The following is a 19744-nucleotide window of genomic DNA, read 5'->3' as shown; positions in this document are numbered from 1 at the left end:
ACCAGCGTCGTCGACAACCAGTTCGCGACCCCCCGCGTTGCTCGCGCGATCCGCGAGGGTCGCGTGCGGCCATTACGGTGTGGGCGTGGCTATTGAGTTGACGTTGTTGGCGGATATTGCGGTGCGGGGGCGGGAAATTTCGGGGGCGCGGTCTCGGGCTTTGCTGGCCCTGCTGGCGATGGATCTGCGGTCGGGGGCAAGCACGGGGCGGTTGGTCGCGGGAGTGTGGGGCGAGGGTGCGGAGGAGGGGGCAGGGAAGGCGGCCAAGGGAGCGTTGCAGGTGTTGGTTTCGCGGACTCGGGCCCAGTTGGGGGCTGATCTGATTGCGAGTACGCCCACCGGCTATCGGCTGACGTTGAGTGCCGAGCAGATCGATGCGACGGCGCTGGAGGTGCGGGCCGCTGCTGCCGAGCGGCATTTGCGGGCGGGGGATCATATGGCGGCGCTGGATCAGGCGGAGGCCGGGCTGGCGCTGTGGGGCGGGGAAATCGGGGATGCGGGGGAGGATGATCCGGTGTCCGCGTTGCGGATCGAGCGACTGCCCGCATTCCGGTCGCTGTCCATGGTGCGGGCGCTGACCCTGTCGCGGCTGGGGCGGTATGCGGAGGCAGTGGGGCCGCTGGCGGGGCTCGCGGCGGAGGATCCGCGCAATGAGGATGTGCTGGCGGAATTGCTTCGTGCCGAAGCCGATACGGCGGGCGCGTCGGTCGCGCTGGTTCGGTACGACGAACATCGGCGGGTCCTGCGCGACGAGCTCGGCGCGGATCCGGGTGCGGTGCTGCAATCGGTGTACCGGCAACTGCTGCGGGCCAACGAACCGGTGGTGCGGCAGGGTATTCCACATGATCCGAATCCGCTGCTCGGGCGCGCGGACGCTATCGCCACGGTGAACGCGCTGCTGCGCTCCGCGCGCGTGGTGTCGCTCATCGGGCCGGGTGGGTTGGGGAAGACGCGGCTCGCGCACGCGATCGGGCGGGATGCCGAACAGCGCTTGGTTCATCTGGTTCCACTCGCGGGCGTGCTGGACGACGGCGCGGTGGCGGCGGAGGTGGCGGGTGCGCTCGGGATCGGTGACGCGCCGTCGGCCGGACAGCGCAACAGCGTCGTCGCGGGGATCGCGCACACCCTGGGATCGGCCCCGGCCCTGCTTATTCTGGACAATTGCGAGCAGGTGATCGCGGGCGTGGCGGCACTGGTCAGCGCACTGGTGTCGCTGACGCCGGAGCTGCGGGTGCTCATCACCAGCCGAGCTCCGCTCGGATTATCCTCCGAGACAGTGCATCTGCTCCCGGCTCTCACGACCGACACTGCCGTGGAACTGTTCGGCCAGCGCGCCCGTGCGGTGCGCCCGGATATCGAACTGCCGCAGCAGGAGGTGGCGGAGCTGTGCGCGCATCTGGACGGACTGCCGCTCGCCATCGAATTGGCCGCGGCCAGAGTGCGGGTCATGTCGGTCGCCGAGGTGTCACGTCGGCTGGTGGATCGTTTCGCCCTGCTGCGCACTGGTTCCCGGGACGCACCGCAGCGGCACCGCACCCTGCACGCGGTGGTCGATTGGAGCTGGAATCTCCTGGACGAGGACGGACAGGCCGCCATGCGGCTGCTGTCGATCTTTCCGGGCGGATTCACCGTCGAGGCCGCCGACCGGCTCCTCGGCGGTGAGGTGGACGAAACCTGGGAAGCGCTCGAGCATCTGGCCGAACAGTCGCTGCTCCAGGTCGTGCCGGGAGAATCCGGCACCCGGTTCCGCATGCTGGAAACCGTCCGGGAATTCGCCGCCGTCCGTTGCGAAGAAGCGGGCGACGAGGAACGAGCATTGGACGGGTTCCTCACATGGGCAAGGGATTTCGGGCTATCACAGACCGAGAGTGCCTTCAAGGCCTGGCCCGCGCCAACCGCCCTGCGCGCCGAACAAGACAATCTCGTGCGCGCCCTGCGCTACGGTCTCGGTCGCGCCGACGGCCCGACCGTCGCCGCCATCTTCTCGGCCCTGGGCCCCTGGTGGTACGTCGGCTCGCACTATGCGCGTATCGCCGAGGTGGTCGGCGAATGCGTCTGGGTCCTTTCGCATTACAGCCCCGAGCCCGCCTATGTGGACGCCACCCGCACCGCTGCCGCCATCTGCGCGCTGAGCGGTGTCACCCAGGGCGGTTTCGAACTGCGGTCGCTGCTGGTGCTGCGTCGCCTTCCGGCCGCCCCGGCGAATACGCTCATGCGCGCTGTGGCCACGGTATTCGTGGCCGCACCCGAACTGCTCGGCCCCGATACCAGGGCGCTCGATCGTCTGTGCGTGGATCCGCAACCCCTACTGGCGGGCGTCGCCCATACGGTCGCGAGCTTCCGCGCCGAACAGCTGGGCGACCGCGCCGAAGCCCTCGCCGCCACCCGGCGCATGCTCGCCGATTTCGAACGCGCGCCGAACAATTGGATGTGCTACCAGGCGCGCTGCCGCATCGGAAAGCTGGCGCTGCTGTCCGAGCAACCGGATCAGGCACGCGATCAGCTCGAGCTGGCGCTCGAGGCGATCGAGGACCTCGGACCGCGCCCCGACCGCGACGATCTGATGGTCGGCCTGGCCATGGCCGCCCTGCAACTCGGCGATATCGAAGCGGCCCAGAACTGGCTGGTGCGCGTACCGGATTCCGCCGACCCCTTCGCCCGCCCGTACAAGCTGCTCGCCGATGCCGAGATCAGGCTGGCGCGCGGTGACATCGAGGAGGGTCTGTGGCGCTGGCGGCGCATTGCCGAACTGCTTGCCGACGAAGAGAATCCGTTCTTCCGACCGGATCCGCGCGACGTGCAGGTGTGGACGCTGGAAGGCCGCTCGGCGGCGGTGCTGGCACACGCGCGTCAGCACCGGCTGGATCTGGTCGCGGGCCTGGTGGCGGAACTGCCCACCCAGCTGACCGCGCTACTGGAGAATCCCGCGACCCAGCCGGGCGGCCATCTGACCGAGCTGACCGCCTGCGGTGCGGTCCTGCTGGCACTGGCCCTGGTTGATCTCGAACGCGGACAGCCGGCTTCGGCCGTTCGCATGATCGCCCTCGCCGAACGCTTCGATCCGCCGCGCCAATTCCATCCGACCATGTCCAGCAGGAGCATTCGCGAATGCGCCGGGAACGCCGATAAGGCCGCGTATGTCGAGGCGATCTCGACATACGCGACCTTGGCGGTTCCCGAGCTGCGGGCGGCGGCGCTGGCCGTACTGGCGGGGCGAACTAGCGACCCGGCTCGCGGTTGAGCAGTGCGACCGATCCGGCGAAGGCCGCGGCGGTGATGCCGGCGCACCAGGCCATAGCGATCCACGGGCTGTTACCCATCTCGGTGCCCATCAGCAGGCCGCGCAGGGTTTCCATGACCGGGGTGAAGGGCTGGTTCTCGGCAATGGCGGCCAGCCAGCCCGGCATGGAATCGGTGGGGACGAAGCCGCTGCCGAAGAAGGGCAGCAGCATGAGCAGCATGGGCAGATTGCTGGCGGTCTCGACAGTATCGCTGACCAGGCCCATGATGACGGCGACCCAGGTGATGGCGAAGATGAGCATGGTCAGGATGCCCACGGCGGCAAGCCATTCAGCGGGATTGGCATTGGGCCGGAAGCCGATGGCCACGGCCACGCCGAGCACCACCGCGACGCTCAGCAGCGTTTGGATGACACTGCCCAGCACATGCCCGGTCAGCAGTGACGGTCGGAAGATCGACATGGTGCGGAAGCGCGCCACGATGCCCTGGGTCATATCGGTGGCGACCGAGACCGCGGTCGCGGTGGCCGCACCTGCCACGGTCAGCAGCAGAATGCCGGGCGTCACGTAGTTCACGTAATCGGCGCGCCCGCCGGAACTTCCGTCGAGTCCGGCCCCGAGGGTGCCGCCGAAGACGTACACGAACAGGAAGAGGAACACGATCGGCCCGATGATGAGCGGCAGCGTCATGGACGGGTACCGCGCGATGTGCAGCATGCTGCGGCGCAGCATCATGAGCGAGTCGGTGACGGCGTACTTCATGGTGGTGGTGCTCATCGCACGGACTCCTTCGGGCGGCCGGTGAGGGCGAGGAAGACATCATCGAGGTCAGGGGTGTGTACCGAGAGCGCGCTGGCCTGGATGGCGGCGCCGCTGAGGGTGTCGAGCAGGGTGTGCAGGGCGGCGACGCCACCGTCGCTGGGCACCTGCAGGGTGAGTTCGTCCTCGTCGACCGTGGTCGCGCCGAGCAGTCCGGCGGCCGCGGTCAGGACGCGCGGTTCGGTGAACTTCAGGGTGATGTGTCCGCCGGGCACAAGCTGTTTCAGCTCGTCCGGGGTGCCCTGGGCGACCACCTTGCCGTTGTCCAGCAGGGCGATCCGATCCGCTAGCTGATCGGCCTCCTCCAGATACTGTGTGGTGAGGAAGACGGTGGTGCCATTGGCGACCAGTTCCCGCACCAGCCGCCACACCGCCCGGCGACTGCGCGGATCGAGTCCGGTGGTCGGCTCGTCCAGGAAGAGCACCTCCGGATTGCCGACCAGTCCCATGGCGATATCGAGCCGTCGGCGCATACCTCCGGAGTAGGTCGACGCCGGTTTCTTCGCGGCGTCCACCAGATCGAACTGTTCGATCAGATCGGCGACCCGCTGCTTGCGCTCTTTGCGGCCGAGGTGGTGCAGCGTCGCCATCATGGCCAGGTTCTCCGCACCGGTGAGCAGATTGTCGACGGCCGCGAACTGCCCGGTGAGCCCGATGGCCGCCCGTACCGCATCGGGATCGCGGCTGACATCGTGTCCGGCGACCCGCATTTCGCCGCTGTCGGCGGCGATGAGCGTGGTGAGCATCTGCACGGTCGTGGTTTTGCCCGCGCCGTTGGGGCCGAGCAGCGAGAAGATGGTCCCCGCTGCCACATGCAGATCGATGCCGTCCAGCACCACGTGGTCGCCGTAGGATTTCCGCAATCCCGTGGCTGTGATCGCCGGTGAGCGGTTACCTGTCGTCATGTTCTCCTCCTCCGATTCGCGACCCGCGGTCGCTGTTGAGAGAAGAGTGCAGGCCCCCGCATACACGGCGGTTACATCTCGCTTTCACAGGAATACGCCTGGTCGCACCGGTCCGAACGCCGAACGGCCGCCGCATCTCGCGGACGCGGTGGCCGCCCGTGTAAGCGACCGCGCGGCACCTCACCGCTTCGAGGTCGAGAACCCGCACCCAAGCCGACGCTCTCATCGAATCCATGGTCGCCCAAGTCGCGATTACCGGCCCGACCGGCTTGTCCCCACCTTCCGCATCCCCCAACCCGGAAACGACGTTGGGGCCGGTACCGCTTCCGCGGTACCGGCCCCAACGGGAACGGTTCGTACAATGTCACCTTTGGTGGAGCTAAGGGGAATCGAACCCCTGACCTTCTCGATGCGAACGAGACGCGCTACCAACTGCGCTATAGCCCCAGCCGCTCACCGTTACCGGCTTGCGTTGGAAGACTTTAGCAGGTGGCGGGGGGAGTCTCCGAATCGGCTGGTTATGGGCGGTTTTCTCGGGGAGGGCGGTTGGCGTCAGGTGGGGGTGCTGTAGGCCAGTACCACCTGTAGGAAGAGGTCGATCCGGTGCTCGCGGACGGCTGGGTTGTCTGGTTCGAGGAGGCATTGGGTGAGGGTGCCGTCGTGGACTGCCACCAGGGCGCGGCCCAGGGCTCTGGGGTCGGGGACGGTGCGGCCCGCTCGTTCCAGGAGGGTCACCACTATCGGAGTGAGGGCGGCGGCGATGGAGTCTTCGCGGGCGACCATCGCGCGGCGGAGCGCGGGGGTGCGCATGGCGTGTGCGGTGAACTCGGCGGTTATGCGAAACCACTTGTCGTCCAGCGGAACCGCGTGCAGGACGTGTTCCACCACCTGCCGGGGTTCGCGGACCGTCGCGGAGGTGGGGGTGTCCAGCACCGCTTGGACCTCGGTCAGCATGCGTGCCGACCGTTGCTCCCACATGGCGAGGAACAACTCTTCGAGCGAGGTGAAGTTCGAATAGAACGCCCCACGGGTGAATCCTGCCCGCTCACAGACCTGTTCAACGGAACACCGCCCGAAGCCCTCGTCGGCGAACGCGTCGAAGGCGGCGTCCAGTAGCCGCTGTCGCGTCTCGGCTCGCCGACGCCCGGCCTTCGGCCCGGCCATCGTGCCGGTCTCGGCTCCCGCCGCTGCCACGATGTCATCGCCCCTGCTCACGACCGCATCGTATCGAGTCGGGTGTTGGTGGGTATGGCTGGGAGCGCGGCCTTCGGGCCGGCCGCTGACTCAGCGGGCGTTGTATTCGTGCACTTTCGGCGCGGTAGCGACGCGTTCCCGCCCGTGCACAGGAGAAAGTGCACGATTGGGCCGCGCTCGTCATCGGGTCTATCGACGGCCGGGCAGCCCTGCCGCCCGCGCCGCTTCGGCCAGCACGTCTTCCAGCATCGCGGGGGTGAGCAGACCGGTGAAGGTATTCCGCTGACTGACGTGATAGCTGCCGAACAGATGTAGGGGAGCACGGCCGAATGCGGTCGGTGCGAGTTCGAAGTGCGCCCCGTGGCCGAATTTGGGCCGGGGTTTCGGTACCGCCCAACCGGATTCGGCCAGTGCGGGAAGCAGCACCTGCCAGCCCCAGCCACCCAGCGATACGACGGACCGCAGCGTCGGTGCCAATAATCCCAGCTCGGTGACCAGCCAATGGCGGCAACGGTCGCGTTCATCGGGGGTGGGTTTGTTGTCGGGGGGTGCGCAGTGCACGGGTGCGGTGACGCGGGCGCCGAGCAGGCGGAGGCCGTCGCCGACGCGGGTGGCGGTGGGCTGGGTGGCGAGGCCGACCTCGTACATGGCGGCGTAGAGCACATCTCCGCTGCGGTCCCCGGTGAACATGCGCCCGGTGCGATTACCCCCGTGCGCGGCCGGGGCCAACCCCACCACCAGCAGCTTCGCATCCTCGGGTCCGTACCCGGGAACCGGACGGCCCCAATAGGTTTCGTCCCGGAAGGCGGCGCGCTTATCGTGGGCGACCTGTTCGCGCCAGAGCACCAACCGCGGGCAGGCGCGGCAGTCGGCGATGGTGGTGTCCAGCTCGGCGATCGTGCGGCACACACCGATCACTGAACCATGCCCGCTCAGCGGGGCGGGTGGCGACCGGATGAAACCGGCAGACCGGGCATACTTGGCGCGAATAGCCGAAGGTTTGCGATATGGGAAGGGAGCGGTGCATGGCCGACCTCGTGGAGTTCGGTAGCGCCGCCGATGCCGTCCAGAATGTGGGAGATCTGCTGGGCGTCTTCGCATTTGCCATATCGGGTGCGCTATTGGCGGTCCACAAGCGTTTCGACCTGATCGGCATTGTGGTGCTCGCCGTCTGCACTGCTCTCGGCGGTGGCATCCTGCGCGATGTGATTATCGGCGAAACCCCGCCGGTGGCCTTTGACCAGTGGCGTTACCCGCTCACTGCCACCCTCGCCGCCCTGCTCATCTTCTTCTGGCATCCGCCGCGGCGATTCGTTCGCGGACCCCTGGATATGGCCGATGCCGTTGGCCTGGGCATCTTCTGCGTAACGGGCACCCTCAGCGCGTATCAACACGGATTTCCGGCGCATTCGGCCGCAGCGCTCGGCGTGGTGACCGCGGCGGGCGGTGGCGTGATCCGCGATCTGCTCGGCGGCCGCACGCCGAGTCTGTTGCGCCCCGACGAGGAGGTCTACGCCATTCCGGCCCTGATCGGTGCGGCGACCACCGCGGCCCTGCTGCACTTCGACCTCTATACCTACTGGGCGGGCGCACTCGCCGGGGCGGGTGCGTTCGGCGTGCGCGTCCTGGCTCTGCGCCTACATTGGCGCGCCCCGATGGCTCGTCCGCACCGTCGTCGTCGCGGCGACGACTCGCCCGAGGTAGCCGATCCGGCAGGCGAGTCGTGAGACCCCCGCCCCGGTCGTGTCGCCGAGTCCCGGCAAACACCGTTGGTAGCATGTCGATGCTGGCCGACGCGGGCGATATGGATTGCACAGCTGCCCATGCCATCAAACCTCGAGAGAGTTCCTTCCATGCAGTTTGAGATCGTCGAGCGGGACGAGACGTGGGTTGCCGGTCTTCCGGTGCGCAGCCCGAAACGCGCGCTCGGTGAACTGCGCGACCATGATCTGGAGGTCGCCTGGGCGGCGCTCCTGCATCAGGATCTCGGCGGCCCGCTGGCCGCGGCCTATACCGATTACGTCCCCGACCTGGGCACCTACAACACCCAGATCGTGGGCTACCAGTGCACCTCCTTCGATGACGTCACCCGCGGCCACCTGGTGGCCCGGCTGCCGCGCGGCACCTACGCCAAATTCTCGTCGGTCGGCAACTTCCCCCAGGTCATGACCGACCTGTGGACCCAGATCGCCTTCGCGGAGGAGCACAAGCACATCAAGCGCACCTACACCGGCGATTTCGAGTGCTACCCGCACGCCTACAAGATCGATCTGTACCTGGCGGTCGAGCCGTCATGACCTACTCCATCGTGGTGCGCCCCGGCGCGATCTACGGCGGCCTGGTGGTTCCCCGGGTGCGCCCCAGTTTCAAGGTCAGCAACAGTGAACTCATCGAGTTCCTGCGCGACCGCCTGCGCGAGCGCTATGGCGCCGAAAAGCCCCTGGCTACGGTGTTCCTGCCCGATCCGGCGGGCAACTACAACGTGCTGGTGTCCTACGAGTACCCGGCCGTGGACGAAGCGCCGGTCGGCGACCTGCTGATCCAGGTCCCCAAGGGCGTCTACGCCCGCTTTCAGCCCAATGGCGACTACCACGATCCCGTCGAGGACGTATGGGCGCAGGTCGACGACGCGACGGCCTCCGCGGAGATTACCCGGGCCTACCGTGAAGAGATCGAGATCTGGCGGGGGACCGCCGAAGTCGAGCTTTTCATCTCCATCCTAATCTGATTGCCAATTGTTAACTGAATGAGAACCAACCAGTCTTGTGGTTGAGTTTCATGACTGATAGCAATGGTCTGAGCGGGGTGAGTTTCCGCATCCGCATTAGGGTTCCGGGAGATTTGCCAGACGCCTGGACAATTCCATCCCCGTGGCGGATACTCCCCTAGGTGTCCATGCCGGGCACGGTCGATACATGGCCGTATCGGGGTGGGGACCAGGCAACAGCTTGGGAAACGTGTGCGGTAGTGGAGTGGAACTATATGGCAGTCGAACCGATCGCGGTGGTCCCGGCAGAAGGCCCTGGTGACGGCATGCTCCAATTTCGCGATACGCAGTCCGGGTGTAGGTTCCTTGCGGGCACTCCGCGGGCTCATCCGATCTTGTGGCGCGAATGCATGGACGGAGCACTGCGCGTTTACCAACGTTACGGGTCTGAGGACGCGCTCGAATACGACACGGTCATCGAGGGCCATTCCACTTCTATGTTCTTCGTTGCGTTGGACCCGAACGGAAAGGCCGTCGCGGGCGTGCGCGCGGAGGGGCCGCACAAGCACGTCGACGAGGTGCACGCGGTAGCGGACTGGGCTGGACTGCCCGGCGAGGCCGCGTTCCGCAAGTTGGTCGCCGATCAGATCCCTGAGGGTGTGATCGAAACGAAGGCGGGGTGGACCGCCCGCGAAGCGGAGCATCGCTCCGAATTGGCGGCCGGGGTCGCCAGGGCCATCGTGCACTGCATGGTATTGCTGGGAGTTCGGTATGGAGTGGGTGTTTCACCCGAACATGCCCTTGAGCGGTACCGATCCAGCGGCGCGAGGGCGCCATGGTGGATTCCGGCGGCCTCGTATCCGGATGATCGTTATCGGACTGTGCCAGTGTGGTGGGATTTGCGAACATATCGATCCGTTGCCAGTGTTTCGCAGGTGCGGTTGATCGACGCGGAACTGGCCGAGCTCACGGTCAACGGAAAGGTGCCGCCGGTTGAATGGTTGCGAGGCGACGGACTGGCTCAAGCATGATCGCGGAGTCACCTGTGGCCGGGGAATACCGGCCGCTGCTATTGGATAAATCCAACCCTGAAGACGCTGAACGACTCGCAGCTCTGCGTGCCGATGCGTGTGTCGAATTCACTGATTTGCGCAATTCGCTGCGCCTCGAATTCGAAGGATTGGTAGCGCCGCCGGAATTGTCCGAAGGGCCTCGATCTGACAGATGGGTTTATTATCCGTGGCGGCGCACGGTGGTCGCTCTCCCGGGCCCCGAATTGCTGCGTACGGTTCGTCTCGACCGCAATCGCAACAATCTCACTCGCGACGAACAGGAAACGCTCGGACGTCAAACGGTTGGCGTCGTCGGCCAGAGCGTCGGACATTCCGTCGCGTATGTTTTGGCCTTGGAGGGCATCTGTGGCCGACTACGGCTGGCGGACTTCGACACCCTCGAGCTGGCCAATCTGAACAGAGTGCCAGGTACCTTGTTCGACATCGGGGTGAACAAGGCCGTTGTCGCTGCCCGGCGGATAGCCGAGCTCGACCCGTACCTACCCGTCGAAATCTTCCACAACGGGATCACCGACGAGAACCTTGATGACTTCCTCCATGGACTGTCTATTGTCGTCGAGGAATGTGATTCGCTCGATACCAAGGTCGCGGTGCGTGAAGGTGCCCGTCGCCACCAGCTGCCCTTGATCATGCAATCCAACGACCGAGGGCTGCTAGACGTGGAACGCTTCGACCTGGAACCGACGCGCCAACTGTTCCACGGGCTCCTCGGCGATGTCAGTGGCGCAGACCTGCGGGGGTTGTCCACCCGTGATAAGGCCCCCTATGTCATCCGAATACTGGACGGTCGCAATCTGTCCGACAAACTCGCGGCCAGTATGGTGGAAATCGGGGAGACCCTGAACAGTTGGCCACAGTTCGGCGGCGAAGTGCAACTCGGTGGCGCCACCGTTGCGGCTGCGGTGCGCCGCGTCGGGCTCGGTCAAAAACTGCCCTCCGGGCGAACCAGGGTCGACATCGACCGCTGCTTGAATGAACTTGCCGAACCAGCACCGGACAGTCGACTCGAGTGGGTCGAGGACCCGATTGAGTCGACTGTGCAGGAATCGGGAATCGCGGCCGTGCTTTCATGTGCCCAACGCGCGCCCTCGGGTGGCAACGCGCAGCCATGGATGCTCGAGGTGGATGGCGACACGGTCACTATCGCGCTCGCGCCCGAACGCACATCGATTATGGATATCGGCTACCGCGGTAGTGCGCTGGCAGTGGGGGCGGCGCTATACAACGCGCGCGCCGCTGCCGCTGCGCAAGGTTTGCTGGGGCAGAGCGAATTCCGGCTTGGCGGACCGGCGCTCCTTACGGCGGCGCTGCGACTCGGAGCCGATTCAGATCCCCAACTAGCCCGGGATTATCCTGCGCTACTCGCCCGGCAGACCAATCGGCAGCTCGGCACCGGAGCGCCAGTCGCGGAGTCGACGCTGGATGCGCTCGCCGCCACAGCAAAAGCAGCTGGCGCGGGTCTGCGCTGGCTGACCGGGCGGGTCGATATCGACAGTGCCGCGCAGGTGTTTGCGGACTCCGACCGTGCGCGATACCTGACGCCCCAGCTGCATCAGGAAATGTTCGCTGAGTTGCGATGGCCCGGCGACGACCTGCGAACCGGTCTGGACCTGCGAACAGTGGAACTTCCCCCCGATGACCTAGCCATCCTCGAGATCGTCCGGCGGGCCGACGTGATGGACCAACTGCGCGCGTGGTCGGGCGGTGTCACGCTGGGAAACAGCACCCGCGATCAGGTGCGGTCCAGTTCGGCGGTTGCGGTGGTGACCTTCTCGGCCCCACCGCCGGGCGATCTCGCCGAATTGGCTGCGTATGCGCGGGTGGGTGAGGCGGTCCAACGCGTGTGGATCGCCGCGGAACAACAGGGACTGGCAGTGCAACCAGTATCTCCGGTGTTTCTGTTCGCAAGACGCCCCGGTGACTTGCATACGGTTTCCCCGGAGTTCGCCGATACACTAGCGTCACTTCAGGGCCGCTTCATGGACCTGTTGGAAGTGCCTGAAAGCGAAACGCTGGCGTTGGTTCTTCGCCTCAGTTATGCGGCGGAGGTCTCGGCTCGCAGCAGGCGCCTTCCGACACCGGGCGCGGACACCCGCAGTTAGTGCGATCGGAGACTAGGTGCCTCGGCGAACGCTCGACTCATTGGTGACCCAGGTCGCCTCCGAGTTGATGGCGGTCGACGCCACGACCATGGCGGCGGCGAGTGAACGGGTGCTCTCTTGGCTGGTCGACCATTTCGATGTCGATTTCAGCTTCCTGCGCTACACCGACGAGGAACGTCGTGCTTCGGTGCTGATCGCGGAATGGCCGCGCCGACCTGCCTCCGGTGAACCGGATCCCTTGCGGATCGCCTATTTCGACGAGAGCCCGTCGCTGTTTGTGAAGCTCGAGCATGCGACGGAGCCGATGATCATCCGGCCCACCCCTGAATTCGCCGACTATCAGAACCTGATCCAGCGATCGGCCGGAATGGCTGCCGTATCCGCTGCCGCTGTGCCTCTGGTGTCGCGTGACGTGCCCACGGGTGTGTTGGGGTTCATCAAAGAGGGCGATCGGGAATGGAGTACCCGAGAAATAAACGTGCTCAAGGCAATTGCTGCGCTTTTCGCGCAACTGCAAGCGCGTGTAGCGGCTGAGGAGCGGCTTCGCTACATCGCAATGCATGATGATCTTACCGGGCTCGCGAACCGGAGATCCCTACTCGAACATATGGAAGATCGGCTACGATCCGGCAATCCTGGTCCGGTGGCGGCCTTCTTCCTGGATCTGGATAGATTGAAGGCGCTCAACGATTTTCTGGGGCACACCGCGGGTGACAACTTCATTCAGACCCTGTCCACGCGACTACGGGAGAATCTCGATCCCGCCGATATGATCGCCCGCCTGGGCGGCGACGAATTCGTCATCGTGCCCGCCAAGCCGATGGACGCCGTTGCTGCCGAGGAAGCGGCCTCGCTGATCCGCCATCTCATCGGCCAACGGGTGACCGTGGGTGGGGAGAGTGTGAGTCGCGGTGCGAGTGTTGGTGTGGCACTGGGGATTCCAGGTGAAACCACGGTGGCGGATGTGCTGCGGCGCGCCGATCACGCACTGCTGTCCGCGAAATCCAGTGGCGGCAATGGGGTCGCCGTGTTCACCGACGCCATGCGCGCCCAGTTCGAACTGCAGGACGATGTGGAGCTGAACCTGCGCGGTGCGGTCGCGGATGGTTCGTTACTGCTGCACTATCAGCCCGAGGTGGATTTGCGCACGGGGCGCGTGGTTGCGCTGGAAGCTCTTGTGCGGTGGCAGCATCCGACGCGCGGTATGTTGCCGCCGGGGGCGTTCGTGGGGGTCGCGGAGGCCACCAATCTCGCGGGTGAGCTGGGGCGCTGGGTGATTCGTTCGGCGTGTGAGCAGTTCGCGAAGTGGCGGCGGCGTGGGCTGGCGTCGAATGTGGTCATTCGAATCAATGTGTCGCCGGTGCAGCTGGTGAGCCTCGACTTCGTCGAGACCATGGAAGATATCCTGCGGCGGTTCGGGATCGACGGTTCGTCGGTCTGCCTGGAGATCACCGAACATGTGGTGGTGCAGGATCTGGCGCGCACCCAGGTGACCCTGCGCGGCCTCAAGCGGATGGGCGTGCAGATCGCCATCGACGATTTCGGTACCGGCTACAGTTCGCTGTCGCATCTGAAGGCACTGCCGGTGGACGCGGTGAAGATCGACCGCGGGTTCGTGCAGCGGCTGGGTGCCAGTGCCGACGATCTCGCCATTGTGAAATCCATTGTGGGACTGGCCGGTTCCTTCGGTCTCGGGGTGGTCGGCGAGGGTGTGGAGACCACCGTAGCGGCGCGCACCCTGGTGGCGCTGGGCTGCTATCGCGCCCAGGGCTTCCTGATCGCGCGGCCCATGCCCGCCGATGAGGTGGAGCAGCATCTGGCGGCGGGGCGGATCGCGCTCGACCTGGACCTACCCGGCACCGGCCGCGCCCCGAACCCCTGAGAATTGGGGGCTCGAACCAGGGATTCGTGGCATGCGACCCAGACATCGCACGTAGTAGCGTGCGGTGGACATAGCGGGCAATTCCGAGGGGAACCGTCGTGCGCGACAAGAGCTTGAACGGCAAGTTGACACTGATCACCGGGGCGGCCAGCGGTATCGGCAGGGCTACCGCCCTGGCTGCCGGGCGGGATGGCGCGCGGCTGGTGCTCACCGACCTGAACGCGGCCGGGCTGGAGGAAACCGTCGAGCTGGTGCGCGCGCCGGGCGGTGTCGTCGAGTACACGCGGGCCCTGGATATCAGTGACTACGACGCGGTCACCGAATTCGCCAAGGATGTGCACGAGCAGCTCGGGACGCTCGATGTGGTCATGAATGTGGCGGGGGTGTCGGCCTGGGGCACGGTCGAGAATCTCGAGCATCGGCATTGGAAGCAGATGGTGGACGTCAATCTGATGGGACCCATCCATGTGATCGAGAATTTCATTCCACCCATGGTCGAGGCCGGTAAGGGCGGGGCGCTGGTGAATGTGTCCTCGGCGGCCGGTCTGCTGGCGCTGCCGTGGCATGCCGCCTACAGCGCGAGCAAGTACGGTCTGCGCGGCCTGTCCGAGGTGCTGCGGTTCGATCTGGAACGGCACGATATCGACGTGCACCTGGTGGTGCCGGGCGGGGTGAATACACCGCTGGTGCAGTCGGTGCAGATCGCCGGGGTGGACCGTGACGATCCGCGAATCCAGAAGTGGGTCGGCCGTTTCCAGGAGCACGCGGTCAAGCCGGAACAGGTGGCCGCGGCGATTCTGAAGGGTATCGCCAAGAAGCGTTTCATCGTCTACAGCTCGTTCGATATTCGCTTCGGCTACTGGTGGGCCCGCAAATTCGCCTGGCCCTACGAATTCTTCATGCGCCGCGCCAACGACCTGTTCAACAGCTTTCTGCCGAAGCGGTAGGTACGCAGGCGTCCTGCTGTGGTTTGGTGCAGGTCTCCGCGGCGTGCACATCGAGGGTGCGGGCGCCCGGGCCTTCTTCGCCCAGGTGGTCGTGGGCGTTGACGAGTTTGCAGGTGCCCAGGGACAGGCAGCCGCAGCCGATGCAGCCGGTGAGGTTGTCGCGCAGGCGGATCAGTTGTTCGATGCGATCGTCGAGGTCGGTGCGCCAGGTGGTGGACAGGGTTTCCCAGTCGCGGCGCGTGGGGGTGCGGCCATCCGGCAGGGTTTCGAGGGCCTTGCGGATTTCCGCGAGCGGAATCCCGACCTGCTGCGAAATGCGAATGAACGCCACCCGCCGCAATGTCTCGCGCGGATACCGCCGCTGATTGCCGCTGGTGCGGCGACTGCCGATCAACCCCTCGCGCTCGTAGAAGTGCAATGCCGACACCGCGACCCCGCTGCGCTCGGACAGCTGTCCCGGGGTCAATTCCTTCGCTTGCCAAGACGCGTGTTGCATACCTGAACACTACTCGAGGTTTTTCAGGGGCGTCGAGTAGGCACAAGCCCCCGCATGGCCCCAATTCCATGCCTTCGGGGCAAATGCGAACTACCGTCGTGTCATGGGAACAGAGGCTGCGTCCCCGGCGCGACCGTTTTCCGTGACCTCCGAGGTCGGTGCGCTGCGCACGGTGCTCCTGCATCGGCCGGGCGACGAGTTGCGGCGACTTACGCCGCGCAATAACGACCAGTTGCTGTTCGACGCCATTCCCTGGGTGGAACGCGCGCAGCAGGAGCACGACATCTTCGCCGAGGTGCTGCGCGGGCGCGGGGTGGAGGTGCTGCTGCTGGCCGATCTGCTCACCGAGACCTTGCGGGTGAGCGGAGCCGCCCGGATCCAGGGCATTTCTGGTGCGGTGGACGCGCGGCGGCTGGGACATGTGCTCGCCGACGAACTCGCCGCGTACCTGCGTACGGTGCCCGCCCCGGAGCTGGCCCAGATTCTCATGGCCGGAATGACTTTCGACGAACTGCCGTTCGGGCCGGACGCCACCTCGCTGGTGCGGCGCATGCATCACGGGCACGATTTCGTCATCGATCCGCTGCCGAATCTGCTGTTCACCCGCGATTCCTCGCTCTGGGTGGGCCCGCGCTTCGCGATTACCTCCCTCGCCATGCCCGCGCGGGCGCGGGAAACCTCGCTCACCGATCTGATCTACGCCTTCCATCCGCGCTTCCTGGGCGTGCGGCGTGCCTACGAATCGCATACCGCGCCCATCGAGGGTGGCGATGTGCTGCTGCTGGCACCGGGCGTGGTGGCGGTCGGGGTGGGGGAGCGTACCTCCCCGGCGGGTGCGGAAGCCTTGGCGCGCAGTCTGTTCGAGGATGACCTGGCTCATACCGTACTTGTCGTGCCGATCGCGCAGACCCGTGCGACCATGCATCTGGACACGGTATGCACCATGGTCGACGTCGACGCGGTGGTGATGTACCCGGCGGTGCAGAACTCGATGTGTGCCTTCACCATTCGTAAGAAGGACGGTGGCGGCGCGATTATCGGCGGCCCGGACCCATTCCTACGTGTGGCGGCCGATGCGATGGGTATCGGCAAACTAAGGGTGGTCGATACCGGTCTGGACGGCGTCGCCGCCGAACGCGAGCAATGGGATGACGGTAACAACACCCTGGCGCTCGCGCCCGGCGTGGTCGTCGCCTACGAGCGCAATGGGATGACCAATGCGCGGCTGGCGGACGCGGGTATCGAGGTATTGCCCATTCCGGGTTCCGAATTGGGTTCCGGTCGTGGTGGTCCGCGCTGCCTGTCCTGCCCGCTATCGCGTGAGGAGGTGTGAGAGACCATGTTGGATATCCCGGTCGACCACAACTCGACGGTGCCGCCCTACGAACAGCTTCGGCAGGGGGTTCTCGCTCGGGTGCGATCCGGTGAGCTGGCCGCCGGGACGAAAATTCCCACGGTGCGCGCGCTGGCGGCGCAATTGCGGCTCGCGCCGAATACGGTGGCGCGGGCCTATCGCGAGCTCGAACAGGACGGCGTGCTCGAAACCCGGGGCAGATTGGGGTCTTTCATCGCGTCCTCGGGGGATCCGACCAGCGATACGGCTGGGCGCGCGGCCACCGACTATGTGGCTGTCATCCGGCGGCTAGGACTCGATGACGAGGCGGCATTGCGGTATCTGCGCGCCGCGCTGGGCGAGGGCAGCGCCAGCCAGTAGTGCCGCGGTATGACGGCGGGCAGGGCCGCCGGATGACGGGCGAGCAGGTCACCGCCAACTGGGCAGCCAGAGCCGATCGTGCCAGTCACCCGGCGTAATCGGATAGGCCGTGAGAATCGGCCACAGCCAGATGAAGTTGGCGATTACCAGCGCCAGATACAGGCAGACGATGAGCAGGCCCAACCCCTGCCGTTCGCTGGTCGGCGTGAACTGCTGCCAGCCCACCGCACCGGTCAGCTGCCGCCCGCTCGGCGCGGCGTGCCCGAGGATATCGCCCAGCACGAGCGCCACCGCCATGGCCAGGAATGGCGCGAGCGGCACCGCGTAGAAGAAGTACATCTGCCGGTCGAGGGAGAGGAACCACGGCAGCAGACCCGCGCCGTAGCCGACCAGGATCGCGGCGTACCGCCAGTCGCGGCGCACCAGCGTCCGCCATATCGCCCAGCCCAGCACCGGCAGCGCGAGCCACCAGATGGCGGGTGTACCGATCAGCATGATGGCCTTCACACACTGCGAGCTCCCGCAGCCGGTGACGCCCGAGTCGGCGTAGTAGTAGAGCATCGGCCGCAACCCCATCGGCCAGGTCCACGGCTTCGACTCCCACGGATGGTGATTGCCCGCCGAATTGGTGAGCCCCTCGTGGAAGCTGAGTACTTCGCCGCCGTAGAACCACAGCGATCGCAGTGCGTCCGGCACCCAGGAGAACAGCCCGTCGCTGCCGACCTTGGCCCCGCCGACCGCCCACCGGTCGTAGCTGGTCTCATTGGCGAACCAGGCCCAGAAGGTCATCAGGTACACCAGTACCGGAACCACCGCCAGGGCGTAGACGGTGGGGCCGAGGTCGCGCAGCGCGGTGCCCTGCCAGGGCATCCGCACCCGGTATCCGCGGCGCGCGGCGATATCGAAGGCGAGGCTCAGCGCGGTGAAGGCGACCACGAAATACAGGCCGGACCATTTGGTTCCGCATGCCAGCCCGAGCAGCACACCCGCTCCGAACCGCCACCAGCGGACACCGAAACGCGGGCCGTAGGGACTGTCCCGGATCCGCCCTTCCATATCGACTTTCGCCATACGGGCGCGTATTTCATCGCGGTCGACAATGAGGCAGCCGAAAGCCGCCGTGATGAACAGTGTCTGGAAGATATCGAGCATGCCGATGCGCGAGGATACGAAGGTGACGCCGTCGGCGATCAATACGATTCCGGCGAACGCACCGATCAGGGTGGACCGCGCCATGCGCCGCACAATGCGAATCACCAACAGCACCAGGATGGTTCCGCATACGGCGGCGGTGAACCGCCATCCCCACCCGTTGTAACCGAAGATGGCCTCACCGATGGCGATCATCTGCTTGCCGACCGGCGGATGCACCACCAGTCCGTAGCCCGGATTGTCCTCGACCCCGTTGCCGGTGAGAATCTGCCAGCCCTGCGGTGCGTAGTGCTTCTCGTCGAATACCGGTGTCTTACCGTCGGTCGGATACCCCAGCATGAGGAATCGTGTGAATGCCGCGATGGCGGTGAGCACCAGCGTGACCACCCACCCGCGCACCCGATCGGTCGGTCCGGGGTCGGTCGAGGGCCGCAACGGTGCCGGACTGGACAGCGCCACCCCACTGCTCGGGGTGGACGGTCGCATATCGGTCACCGGGGTCACGCCCCGATGTTATGTGGTGCGGTCGCGGCGGTCGCGTGCCGGTGAGGACGCCGCGCGGCAGTCCGAGCGGCCGGTGATTCGCCCGACCGTATGCTGTGCGGGGCGGTGGTATCGGATGGTGACGACGAAAAGGAGCACGATGAGCGGCGAGTCGACAGGCCGTCTCGTGCTCGCGGCCACCCCCATGGGCGATATCGGCGACGCCTCCCAACGCTTGCGCGACGCTCTCGCCTCGGCCGAAATAGTCGCCGCCGAGGACACCCGCCGCACCCGTTCGCTGGCCAAGGCCCTCGGTATCGAGATCGGCGGCCGAGTTGTCAGCTTCTATGACCATGTGGAAACCGCCCGTATTCCGATGCTGCTGGAAGAGATCGAGAACGGCCGCACGGTGCTGCTGGTCACCGATGCCGGAATGCCCTCGGTCAGCGATCCCGGCTACCGGATGGTCGCCGCCTGCGTGGAACACCAGCTGCCGATCACCTGCCTCCCCGGCCCCTCGGCGGTCACCACTGCCCTCGCGCTGTCCGGCCTTCCGGTGGAACGCTTCTGCTTCGACGGTTTCGCTCCTCGCAAATCCGGTCAACGCAAGGAATGGTTCCGCACCCTCGCGGGCGAACCCCGAGCCTGCGTCTTCTTCGAAGCGCCCCACCGCCTCGCCGATTGCCTCGCCGACGCCGTGGAAGTCCTCGGCCTCACCCGCCGCGCCGCGGTCTGCCGTGAACTCACCAAAACCTACGAAGAGGTAGTCCGCGGCACCCTGGCCGAATTGGCCGCGTGGGCCATCGAAGGTGCCCGCGGCGAAATCACCGTGGTTCTCGAAGGTGCCCAGCCGGTTTCAGCCAACCCCGAAGATCTGGTCGATCGCGTAGAAGCGCTCGCCGCAAAGGGTCTCCGCCTCAAAGACGCCTGCGCCGAAGTAGCCTCCGCCACAGGCGCTTCCCGCAAAGAGCTCTACGACGCGGTACTCGCGGCCCGCCCGGCCGAATAGTCCAGGGCAGGTGTCGACCTCT

At 66.1% G+C, this 19744-nt stretch carries 17 protein-coding genes and 1 tRNA gene; 11 read left to right on the top strand and 7 right to left on the bottom strand.

Translation table 11 applies throughout. The features are described from left to right. The first annotated feature begins 85 nt into the window (after positions 1–85). Positions 86–3241, top strand: a complete 3156-nt coding sequence (locus NU1_RS06135) for an ATP-binding protein (protein WP_067518407.1) — start codon at positions 86–88, stop codon at positions 3239–3241. Here NU1_RS06135 and NU1_RS06130 read toward each other — a convergent pair. The 5 genes from NU1_RS06130 to NU1_RS06110 all read right to left on the bottom strand — a co-directional run bounded on the left by NU1_RS06130 (position 3219) and on the right by NU1_RS06110 (position 7066). Next, positions 3219–4016 carry an ABC transporter permease gene (locus NU1_RS06130; RefSeq protein WP_067518198.1) on the bottom strand — a complete coding sequence of 266 codons (798 nt, stop codon included), beginning with the start codon at positions 4014–4016 and terminating at the stop codon, positions 3219–3221. The genes NU1_RS06135 and NU1_RS06130 overlap by 23 nt on opposite strands. Continuing rightward, a complete protein-coding gene (locus NU1_RS06125) occupies positions 4013–4963 on the bottom strand; it encodes an ATP-binding cassette domain-containing protein (RefSeq protein ID WP_067518196.1) in 951 nt (316 codons plus the stop codon). The genes NU1_RS06130 and NU1_RS06125 overlap by 4 nt, the downstream gene beginning before the upstream one ends. Before the next feature lie 371 nt (positions 4964–5334). Continuing rightward, a tRNA-Ala gene (locus tag NU1_RS06120) sits at positions 5335–5410 on the bottom strand. Between the two features lie 105 nt (positions 5411–5515). Then, entirely contained in the window at positions 5516–6127 is a 612-nt protein-coding gene (locus tag NU1_RS06115; RefSeq protein ID WP_067518405.1) for a TetR/AcrR family transcriptional regulator, read from the bottom strand. Between the two features lie 219 nt (positions 6128–6346). Continuing rightward, entirely contained in the window at positions 6347–7066 is a 720-nt protein-coding gene (locus tag NU1_RS06110; RefSeq protein ID WP_371859770.1) for a uracil-DNA glycosylase, read from the bottom strand. Between the two features lie 116 nt (positions 7067–7182). Here NU1_RS06110 and NU1_RS06105 point away from each other — a divergent pair, with 116 nt between their 5' ends. The 7 genes from NU1_RS06105 to NU1_RS06075 all read left to right on the top strand — a co-directional run bounded on the left by NU1_RS06105 (position 7183) and on the right by NU1_RS06075 (position 14868). Beyond that, on the top strand, positions 7183–7884 hold the full coding sequence (locus tag NU1_RS06105; protein WP_067518194.1) for a trimeric intracellular cation channel family protein: 702 nt from the start codon (positions 7183–7185) through the stop codon (positions 7882–7884). A gap of 126 nt (positions 7885–8010) precedes the next feature. Continuing rightward, positions 8011–8454 (top strand): GyrI-like domain-containing protein, encoded by a 444-nt coding sequence (locus tag NU1_RS06100; protein WP_067518192.1) that lies wholly within the window; start codon positions 8011–8013, stop codon positions 8452–8454. Then, positions 8451–8885, top strand: a complete 435-nt coding sequence (locus NU1_RS06095) for an effector binding domain-containing protein (protein ID WP_067518190.1) — start codon at positions 8451–8453, stop codon at positions 8883–8885. The genes NU1_RS06100 and NU1_RS06095 overlap by 4 nt, the downstream gene beginning before the upstream one ends. A 254-nt stretch (positions 8886–9139) precedes the next feature. Beyond that, a complete protein-coding gene (locus tag NU1_RS06090; RefSeq protein ID WP_169815001.1) occupies positions 9140–9895 on the top strand; it encodes a hypothetical protein in 756 nt (251 codons plus the stop codon). Beyond that, entirely contained in the window at positions 9892–12039 is a 2148-nt protein-coding gene (locus NU1_RS06085) for an Rv1355c family protein (RefSeq protein ID WP_067518186.1), read from the top strand. Before NU1_RS06090 ends, NU1_RS06085 begins: the two co-directional genes overlap by 4 nt. A 67-nt stretch (positions 12040–12106) precedes the next feature. After that, complete coding sequence (locus tag NU1_RS06080) at positions 12107–13921, top strand: putative bifunctional diguanylate cyclase/phosphodiesterase (RefSeq protein ID WP_067518402.1); 1815 nt, start codon at positions 12107–12109, stop codon at positions 13919–13921. A gap of 98 nt (positions 13922–14019) precedes the next feature. Next, complete coding sequence (locus NU1_RS06075; protein WP_067518184.1) at positions 14020–14868, top strand: SDR family oxidoreductase; 849 nt, start codon at positions 14020–14022, stop codon at positions 14866–14868. Here NU1_RS06075 and soxR read toward each other — a convergent pair. Next, complete coding sequence (gene soxR / locus NU1_RS06070; RefSeq protein WP_067518182.1) at positions 14843–15364, bottom strand: redox-sensitive transcriptional activator SoxR; 522 nt, start codon at positions 15362–15364, stop codon at positions 14843–14845. The two genes, NU1_RS06075 and soxR, sit on opposite strands and share 26 nt — an antisense overlap. A gap of 103 nt (positions 15365–15467) precedes the next feature. Here soxR and arcA point away from each other — a divergent pair, with 103 nt between their 5' ends. Both arcA and NU1_RS06060 read left to right on the top strand, forming a co-directional pair. Continuing rightward, positions 15468–16697, top strand: coding sequence for an arginine deiminase (arcA, locus tag NU1_RS06065; protein ID WP_067518180.1), 1230 nt, complete (start codon positions 15468–15470; stop codon positions 16695–16697). A 6-nt stretch (positions 16698–16703) separates the two neighbouring features. Beyond that, on the top strand, positions 16704–17078 hold the full coding sequence (locus tag NU1_RS06060; protein WP_067518178.1) for a GntR family transcriptional regulator: 375 nt from the start codon (positions 16704–16706) through the stop codon (positions 17076–17078). 48 nt (positions 17079–17126) lie between these two features. On the opposite strand, the gene NU1_RS06055 is transcribed toward NU1_RS06060, so the two are convergent. Then, positions 17127–18734, bottom strand: coding sequence for a dolichyl-phosphate-mannose--protein mannosyltransferase (locus NU1_RS06055; RefSeq protein ID WP_245719963.1), 1608 nt, complete (start codon positions 18732–18734; stop codon positions 17127–17129). 139 nt (positions 18735–18873) lie between these two features. On the opposite strand from NU1_RS06055, the gene rsmI reads away from it, so the two are divergent. Beyond that, a complete protein-coding gene (rsmI, locus tag NU1_RS06050) occupies positions 18874–19722 on the top strand; it encodes a 16S rRNA (cytidine(1402)-2'-O)-methyltransferase (RefSeq protein ID WP_067518177.1) in 849 nt (282 codons plus the stop codon). Positions 19723–19744 lie beyond the last annotated feature (22 nt).

Source organism: Nocardia uniformis NBRC 13702, from assembly GCF_001613345.1.
Lineage (GTDB): Bacteria > Actinomycetota > Actinomycetes > Mycobacteriales > Mycobacteriaceae > Nocardia > Nocardia uniformis.
Note: the sequence above shows the minus strand (reverse complement) of the source record. Positions and strands in the feature narration are given on the sequence as shown.

Excerpts from the sequence above, each read along its gene's own strand:
- NU1_RS06130 (WP_067518198.1), bottom strand. The coding sequence starts at position 4,016 with ATGAGCACCACCACCATGAAGTACGCCGTCACCGACTCGCTCATGATG.
- NU1_RS06125 (WP_067518196.1), bottom strand. The coding sequence starts at position 4,963 with ATGACGACAGGTAACCGCTCACCGGCGATCACAGCCACGGGATTGCGG.
- NU1_RS06115 (WP_067518405.1), bottom strand. The coding sequence starts at position 6,127 with ATGGCCGGGCCGAAGGCCGGGCGTCGGCGAGCCGAGACGCGACAGCGG.
- NU1_RS06105 (WP_067518194.1), top strand. The coding sequence starts at position 7,183 with ATGGCCGACCTCGTGGAGTTCGGTAGCGCCGCCGATGCCGTCCAGAAT.
- NU1_RS06100 (WP_067518192.1), top strand. The coding sequence starts at position 8,011 with ATGCAGTTTGAGATCGTCGAGCGGGACGAGACGTGGGTTGCCGGTCTT.
- NU1_RS06095 (WP_067518190.1), top strand. The coding sequence starts at position 8,451 with ATGACCTACTCCATCGTGGTGCGCCCCGGCGCGATCTACGGCGGCCTG.
- NU1_RS06090 (WP_169815001.1), top strand. The coding sequence starts at position 9,140 with ATGGCAGTCGAACCGATCGCGGTGGTCCCGGCAGAAGGCCCTGGTGAC.
- NU1_RS06085 (WP_067518186.1), top strand. The coding sequence starts at position 9,892 with ATGATCGCGGAGTCACCTGTGGCCGGGGAATACCGGCCGCTGCTATTG.
- NU1_RS06080 (WP_067518402.1), top strand. The coding sequence starts at position 12,107 with ATGGCGGTCGACGCCACGACCATGGCGGCGGCGAGTGAACGGGTGCTC.
- soxR (WP_067518182.1), bottom strand. The coding sequence starts at position 15,364 with ATGCAACACGCGTCTTGGCAAGCGAAGGAATTGACCCCGGGACAGCTG.
- arcA (WP_067518180.1), top strand. The coding sequence starts at position 15,468 with ATGGGAACAGAGGCTGCGTCCCCGGCGCGACCGTTTTCCGTGACCTCC.
- NU1_RS06060 (WP_067518178.1), top strand. The coding sequence starts at position 16,704 with ATGTTGGATATCCCGGTCGACCACAACTCGACGGTGCCGCCCTACGAA.
- rsmI (WP_067518177.1), top strand. The coding sequence starts at position 18,874 with ATGAGCGGCGAGTCGACAGGCCGTCTCGTGCTCGCGGCCACCCCCATG.